Annotated in this window: 7 protein-coding genes and 1 pseudogene; 1 reads left to right on the top strand and 7 read right to left on the bottom strand. The window is 42.6% G+C overall.

Going from position 1 to position 6792, the window contains the following annotated elements:
* The 7 genes and pseudogenes from Q0Z70_RS12690 to Q0Z70_RS12660 all read right to left on the bottom strand — a co-directional run.
* A pseudogene (locus tag Q0Z70_RS12690) lies at positions 1-365 on the bottom strand (undecaprenyl/decaprenyl-phosphate alpha-N-acetylglucosaminyl 1-phosphate transferase); the annotation flags it as partial.
* Between the two features lie 30 nt (positions 366-395).
* The gene (locus Q0Z70_RS12685; protein ID WP_298075075.1) at positions 396-563 is read right to left on the bottom strand and encodes a hypothetical protein; all 168 of its coding nucleotides are present in this window, start codon (positions 561-563) and stop codon (positions 396-398) included.
* Complete coding sequence (locus tag Q0Z70_RS12680) at positions 538-732, bottom strand: hypothetical protein (RefSeq protein ID WP_298075073.1); 195 nt, start codon at positions 730-732, stop codon at positions 538-540. The genes Q0Z70_RS12685 and Q0Z70_RS12680 overlap by 26 nt, the downstream gene beginning before the upstream one ends.
* Positions 733-767: 35 nt before the next feature.
* Positions 768-1649 carry a hypothetical protein gene (locus Q0Z70_RS12675; RefSeq protein ID WP_298075072.1) on the bottom strand — a complete coding sequence of 294 codons (882 nt, stop codon included), beginning with the start codon at positions 1647-1649 and terminating at the stop codon, positions 768-770.
* A gap of 12 nt (positions 1650-1661) precedes the next feature.
* On the bottom strand, positions 1662-2210 hold the full coding sequence (locus tag Q0Z70_RS12670; protein ID WP_298075069.1) for a UpxY family transcription antiterminator: 549 nt from the start codon (positions 2208-2210) through the stop codon (positions 1662-1664).
* 837 nt (positions 2211-3047) lie between these two features.
* Positions 3048-4178, bottom strand: a complete 1131-nt coding sequence (locus Q0Z70_RS12665; RefSeq protein WP_298075068.1) for an ATP-binding protein — start codon at positions 4176-4178, stop codon at positions 3048-3050.
* 1054 nt (positions 4179-5232) lie between these two features.
* Positions 5233-6402, bottom strand: coding sequence for a DUF3883 domain-containing protein (locus Q0Z70_RS12660; protein ID WP_298075066.1), 1170 nt, complete (start codon positions 6400-6402; stop codon positions 5233-5235).
* Positions 6403-6580: 178 nt separating this feature from the next.
* Here Q0Z70_RS12660 and Q0Z70_RS12655 point away from each other — a divergent pair, with 178 nt between their 5' ends.
* A complete protein-coding gene (locus Q0Z70_RS12655) occupies positions 6581-6781 on the top strand; it encodes a hypothetical protein (protein ID WP_298075076.1) in 201 nt (66 codons plus the stop codon).
* Positions 6782-6792 lie beyond the last annotated feature (11 nt).

Genomic DNA, 6792 nt, shown 5'->3' with positions numbered 1-6792 from the left:
TGAAAGTCGTCGATGGCGAAGCCCGTAGTATATATGAGGGCTACCACGACGAGGATTTCGATGAGAAGCCGCAGGCGAGGGGAAAGCCCCAAAATGTCATCCATGACGCCTACATAGAGCATAATCATCATGATACATATCAGGGGATAAATCTGCGACACGTCGCAGAACATACCGCCTGCGACTGTCGCGGCAATAATGCCGAATGCCACGGCGACACCGCCTAATACCGGTACCGGCTCCTTTTGCAGTTTGCGGGCATTCGGATTGTCGACGATATTCTTGTCGACGGCTATCCGCAGAACGTACTTGAATATCCACCACGCCGTCGCGAAGGAAATAAAAAATAACAACAAAGCGTACATTGTTTTTTGATTCATGAAATTAAATTTCTATTATGAAATGGCATCTCGTAAACTCCGCGCCCAATGACGATAGTCGTCTGTATCTGCCGTCTGCGGTTCGGGCATAGATAGGCGGATATAATCCGCATTTTGTTCTTCTTTATGATTCAGGCTCGTGATGTATTTCCCGGCATCATTGTCCAACATGATGACGGGCATCTGCATCTTCTTCTAATGGTTTTTCCCCTTTATTCTTTGTTGAGAACCGGTTATCGACCGTTTTGATGTTCTCGGCTTTCTCTGCTCGCCCGCCGGCGGCTAAACAACTCATCGCTACGCCGCCGAACAGCGCGCCGACGAAAAAGGCGATAATAATCCAAGCTGTCATATTCTGTTTTTTGACTATTTATAAATCAGTTATATTTAGGCGGTGCGGGCTATTACCGTGTCTTGTATTTCTTCCGACAGTTGTAAACTTCTTTCTTTGATGAGGACGGAGAGGCTGTACCACCATTCGTCGCTCCCGACGGCGGTTTCCGACAATTTGTTTTCTGCCGTTTCTGCCAAACGTTTGCGTTTGCTGCGCCGCTCTTTCAGTCCGGTTATTTCGACCGTCGTTTCATACAGCAAGGCAAGTGTGTAAATATCTTCGGTGCTGCCGCTTTTCTCGGCTTTGCGGTAATAGTATTCGTGTATTTTCGCGATTTCGGCATCGTAGGTGTCGTCGAGGAGGGTTTCGGAGTTCTGCACCAAAATCTCCAGCCGGCTCAGGGCTTCCCGCTCGGAAACGCCTGTCCAACTTCCGACGGCATTCCACTCCGAAATCCATGCGGCGATACGATGTTTGAAGTAGGTGTATTCTTCGCATTCCCGGTCGTCTTCCATCGTATGGCGGTACGCATTTTCGATACATTTCAATATGCCGTGTTCCGTCTGCCATTCTTGTTTATCGTTTTCTTGCAGATAGCTTTTTATGAGTCGGAAGGCGGCGGTTTCGCACTGCTCCAATTTACGACTGTCGGAGAGCGGTAGTCTGTACGCTATATCGTATAGGACGGGGAGTATTCGACTTTTTCCAGTGCAATCTTTCTTCTCGTAGCGCTGCCGACCGATTCGATAGAGCTCTTCTATCTTGTCCCGATACTGCCGGCGGTTGCAGTATTCGGCTTCCAAATCTTCATTTACGACCAATTGGTACAGCGTGGCGAAAATTTTCGATAATGAGGTAAGGGCGCTGTCCGACAAACGCTCGTCTGTCGGTATGTTCCCAATTGCTCCGATAAGGGAGGATAAATCTTGTTTCATGGCAATTCCTCCTTATTCCAAAACTTCGATAAGGTCGGGTTGTACCTCTATGGCGGCCGTTATGAAATTCGGCAAGGCTATCAGCAACCTCCGGTATTTCGACCCGCGTACCGTGAGCAGGGGACCTTCGTAACCGTCGAGATTGCCCCCGATAATGCGTACCCGATGTCCGTACATTTGCGGCGTTATTTCTTCGGGGCGGAAATAGCGCGGGCTCTCCGATTGTTTTACCGCGTATATGAAGCGTTCCATGTCGGCATCGCGCACAATCATCGGCTCACAAAAACCTCCGTATATATATCGGTATTGGAGGGTCGGAATCTTTCCGACCACCGGGTCCAGCACCTCTCGTTGCGAATGAACGAAAAGCAAATCCGGCATGAACGGGACTTCTCGGCTTATCCGTCGTCCTTTCTCGACAAACACTTTTCGTATTATCGGGGTGAACAGCTCGTACTGCATTTCTGCAAGCACTTTATAAGCGGGTGTTTTGGAATTGCTCCGCGAGAGATCCCGCATGGCATACCAATGACTTTCTGCTTCACGGTTCCCCTCTGTCATTTCTCGAAAAAAGGCAATTTTATTAATCCTGCAAGGTTCCGCATTCCATTGTAAACCTTGCAGTTACGCGAATAGCCGAAAAAAGTTCGGATTTTCCTCCCCTTTGCTGTCGCTTTTTCATTCCTCTTAAGCATCTTGCGACTCGAACCGACCTGAAACAAGGTTTCTCCTTGCTTGCTGCACCGACTCTTGCCGCCTTTACTGTATGTATTCTTTGTAAGAGTGAATACTTTTCTCTAACCCGCTGATTCATTTTGTTATAATCCGATATAAATCCGACATTTGTAAAACTTTTTCAACGCTTTGCAAAACAAACTTCCCTTTCGGGGTATCCGCGACAATCACGATTTTTTCTGTCGCCTTCATGCTCCTCGAAAAAATATTTTTAGGATAACATTTTATAAATAGCTGTATTTCAGTAATTTCAAATCGGGGGGGGGTATTTTTCAAAGAAAAATTTTATCGCGTTTTATTTGGTGAATGAAATTATAGTTGTACTTTTGTGCACTGTTTGTATTCACTCTTACAAAGAGATAGCACATCGCAGCGACTCCAAGATTCCCCTATTCGCTTGTTTATCACTGAAAAAAACATACGAGTGTTTTCTGTCTACACGCCTACAATGGAGCCGGCTGCCGGAAATTCAAAAAATCTTTGTTTTTTCGTTTTGCCTGCTTTCATTAGTTAATCATACAAAATGACAAAAGGGAACCTGCAAATACAAAAAATCCCGAAAAATTTTCGGGATTTATAGACGAATATGTAGCGGTCTATCTACAACCATTCCGATTCACTGAAAACCTGCGATTTATAATACTTCGGAATTGTGCCTGCTCTTCAGCAATTCAATTCCCTTTTCAGCCATACTGCCATCACCGGATCAGGAATAACCACTTGACGTTTTTCGATTTCAATAAGTTCCTTTTTAACCAAAGCCCGTTTTACAATGCTGACATTGGCGGACGAGCCGAGTTGGTATTTATGCAAAACCTCCTGCGTGGTAAACTCGGTGTGTACGCCGTCTATGACAGCCCGCAGAAAATTCAACTGATAGGTCGTAAGGCTTTCGGTCTGCTTCTCGAACAACGGAGTATTCTGGTCGATTATATCCTGATATGCCGCCTCGAAATCCTGTTCCGTAGCAATCTTGTCCGTATGAATCCATACCAGCCACGCCAACTGTTGCACATACGACGAGTGGTTATCGACCGTCCGGCAGATTTTTTCTGCCAACTCTTTCGAAATTTTCTTGTCCGTAGCTTCGAAACGCCCGCAAATATAGGCTATCCAATCCTGCGTCCCGATTTTTGGCAGATAGATAGCATCTCCGAATTTGTAGAACGGAAGACTTTTTTTCTCAAACAGCTCGTTCATCAGATGTTTTTTACTGCCAAACAGACAATAAGATACCGATTTTTGTAATTGCCAAACCGAGCGCAGCCGTTTCTGAAACGTCTTGGAATCCTTGAACTCGGCAATCTGCTGAAATTCGTCAATGCAAACAACAATATTGCAGCCTTTCCTTTGCGCTATTTTTTCAGGCAGTTGCAGAATCTCGTCGATATCGTTGCTTTTAGGATTCATTTCGAGCGATATAGAAAAATCCGACATCGGGTTGGGTCCCATCGAGATTTTAGGGCTGATGCGCGAAAGGAAAAGTTTAGCATTTTCCAACCACTCCTCAAACTTTGAAGACGTCTGTTTGAGAATCGCAGAAGCGAACGCATCATAGAAATCACGGTCGCTGCGGCAGGAAAAAATATCCAGATAGACGATTTTTAATTTGTCGGATTGCGCCAGATGGCATACCTTCTGTATTAATGAGGTTTTGCCCCAACGACGGGGAGAAATCAGCACAGTATTTACACCGTGTCGGAAATTCAACAACAGACGCTCGGTCTCTTTCTCCCGATCGGTAAAGTTATCGCCGGAGGTCGCAACTCCGAATATAAAAGGTTTATTTTCCATGATTCTTCAAATGTATTTGTATGCAAAGATAAGAAATAAATTTATTACTAATAACATTATTACTAATAAAAATATTACATACTTTTTTATAAGAATGTAATCGCTTGGGTATTCATGGGGTAGGGGCTTATCAAGGTGAACTGAAAGAATCTCACGTAGAATATCCAAAGAAAAACTTTTTGACACCCACAAAGCGATTTCCGAAGCCGTACGCCGCCGCGCACTGACCAACGCGTTTGCCAATGGAGTTGTCAGTAAGTACGATAATCTGATACCGGCGTTACAGACCGCATACGAAGTAGAGGGATTCCGCCTCAACTACAACAAAGCGATCGTCCTCGCCAAGTTTTTCAAAAACAAACGAATGATAGAACGTGTCGGCTGCGACTACTCTTTTCTGGCAGACTACCACTACTGACGCACAACTTGACTTTATCCGGCAGGCGTATATATTGCGATAAAATAAAGTCGGCTGCTGCGGGTATCAGGGTGGGGCTGTGCATCTGCGTCCGGTTCTGCCCCGAATCTTCGTATGGACAGCAGCCTCTTATACGGTCATTCCTCTTCACTCCCCTCTTGTACAGTTTCCCTTTGCGGACGGGCTTGCCCGTTGTCCACAAAATTTTTCTTGGGGTAGTCCAATAGCTATTACCATGAAAACAAAAGCCAAACAAATGAAAATAAAGCAGGTAATATAGTGTTATTTCGGCGTTTACAAAAATATGGCGTTTTCGGTCTGTTTCCTTAAAAATCACATTTTGGGTCTATTTTTGTTACTTATTTTGTCGCTCGTTTCGGAAAAATATTCATGCCTTTGCAGCAAATGAAACGGTTGTGAAACAATGCGAAAAAAAGGATAAAGAAAAACGAAGTATTGCTCACCGGCACGAAGACGCTGCGCAGCAAGGCACTTGCCGGCGGCAGGCAGTCCCGAATATGCTCGGTCACATCTCCGTTGATACCATCTACTCAAAGATGACAAAAGATTACGGACCGTACTCTATCCCACTGGTAGAGGTTGGAGAGAAGTTCATGGATTAATCTCGCGAAAAGTTTATATCTTATGTATATTTATTTTATACGTGATAGGAATTAACTTCACTTTATCCTTTTCCATAAAAGGATTTCCTATATCATAGATTTTAGGTTTAGCGTTATTAGGATTAAATACTATGTATACATGGTAACTTTCACGGTACTTTTTCGCCGCATCTAATTCATTTCGCGTAAAGTAAAAATGAAAGTTCCTAGGTGAAAGATTTGTTGCCTTCACTTCTATGTAAATTTCAGTTCCCTCTGAATCATATGAAATTATATCATATCCAAGTGTATCATCATATAGAGACTTTTGTATAGGCTTTCCCTTTATACCACAATTCTTGACTTTTTTCGTTTCATATTGCACAACTACATATTCACCACGCTCACCTAACTGCTTTTTAGCTTTATTTTGTGCATCATAATCAGTTTTACCTTTTGTTGAATTTTGTGTTTCTTCATCATCGAATGACTCAAAATCACCATCCATCATTTCTGCTCCCTTATAATAATCTCCGATTTCCTTTACAGATTTAGGCGAACCCGGATATACCGTGTATAAAAAATGAGAGAAGGCATTCAAAGACCATGTAGACATTATAGAATAGCAATTTTTGAAATTCAATAACACATTACGTTTATCAAAAATATCGCTATTTTCTTTAAGTTTGTGATCTAATTCAAGACGCTGAATAAAATAATCGAGATGATCTTCGCTAAAAATACTGAGATATTTTTGTGGATAATATGTCGAAAGAATTTTTCCTTTAAACATCGGCGAAATCTTTGAAGAACGGATAATATCAATATCATCTGATTTTCCTGCATTAATCAATGATATCAATTCTTTCTTCAAAGCATCAAATGATTTTTGCAGACTGCCACTATCCCACATTTTAGAGACTTTATACCTCTTCTCCTTTTGATTGTAATATATGCCGAATTTAGAAGATGTAGCACCGACAATCTTTCCTAATGGAGCAAGGGCTCTTTCAAGTTCATAGCAAAAATTATCTTTTTTAAGATTTTTGCCAATAACATACTCATCTAAACTCATTCTCAGGATACGCCCAACAGAAAAACGTTGAACGAAATCATTCCGTAAAGATTCGTAATATTTGTAATCACTATTGTATCTTTTAATATCAAACGAATCAATGGCTTCAATAAGCTCTTTTCTATTCATTGGGAGAACTGTTATTAATTTCTACAAATATAATAATCCGTTTTGTAACATCCAAATCACACTTTTATCCTTCCGGTTACGGTTATTCGTCGGTTACGTGCGGTTATGTTCTGAAATAACCGTCTGAACCCTTCTCTGATCTGTTTCTTTGCAGCACGAACAATTAAAATTCATGTGTATGCAGGAAACATTATCATTCGAGGCGATGCCTCAGGCCATCTTGGAATTGATGCACAAGGTGGATACGCTGGGTGTGGACATCTACACCGTCTCGAAGTTACTGGGGCATGCCTCTCTGTGGCATACGCAGAGATATGCGAAGATTGTCGACCGACAGAAGGATGATGCGGTCAATCTTGCGGACAGGGCGTTTGAATAGTTTTATTCTTA

The sequence above is a fragment of the uncultured Bacteroides sp. genome, from assembly GCF_947632445.1.
Classification (GTDB): domain Bacteria; phylum Bacteroidota; class Bacteroidia; order Bacteroidales; family Bacteroidaceae; genus Bacteroides.
The sequence above is the reverse complement of the archived record's forward strand: the minus strand, read 5'-3'. Positions and strand labels throughout refer to the sequence as shown.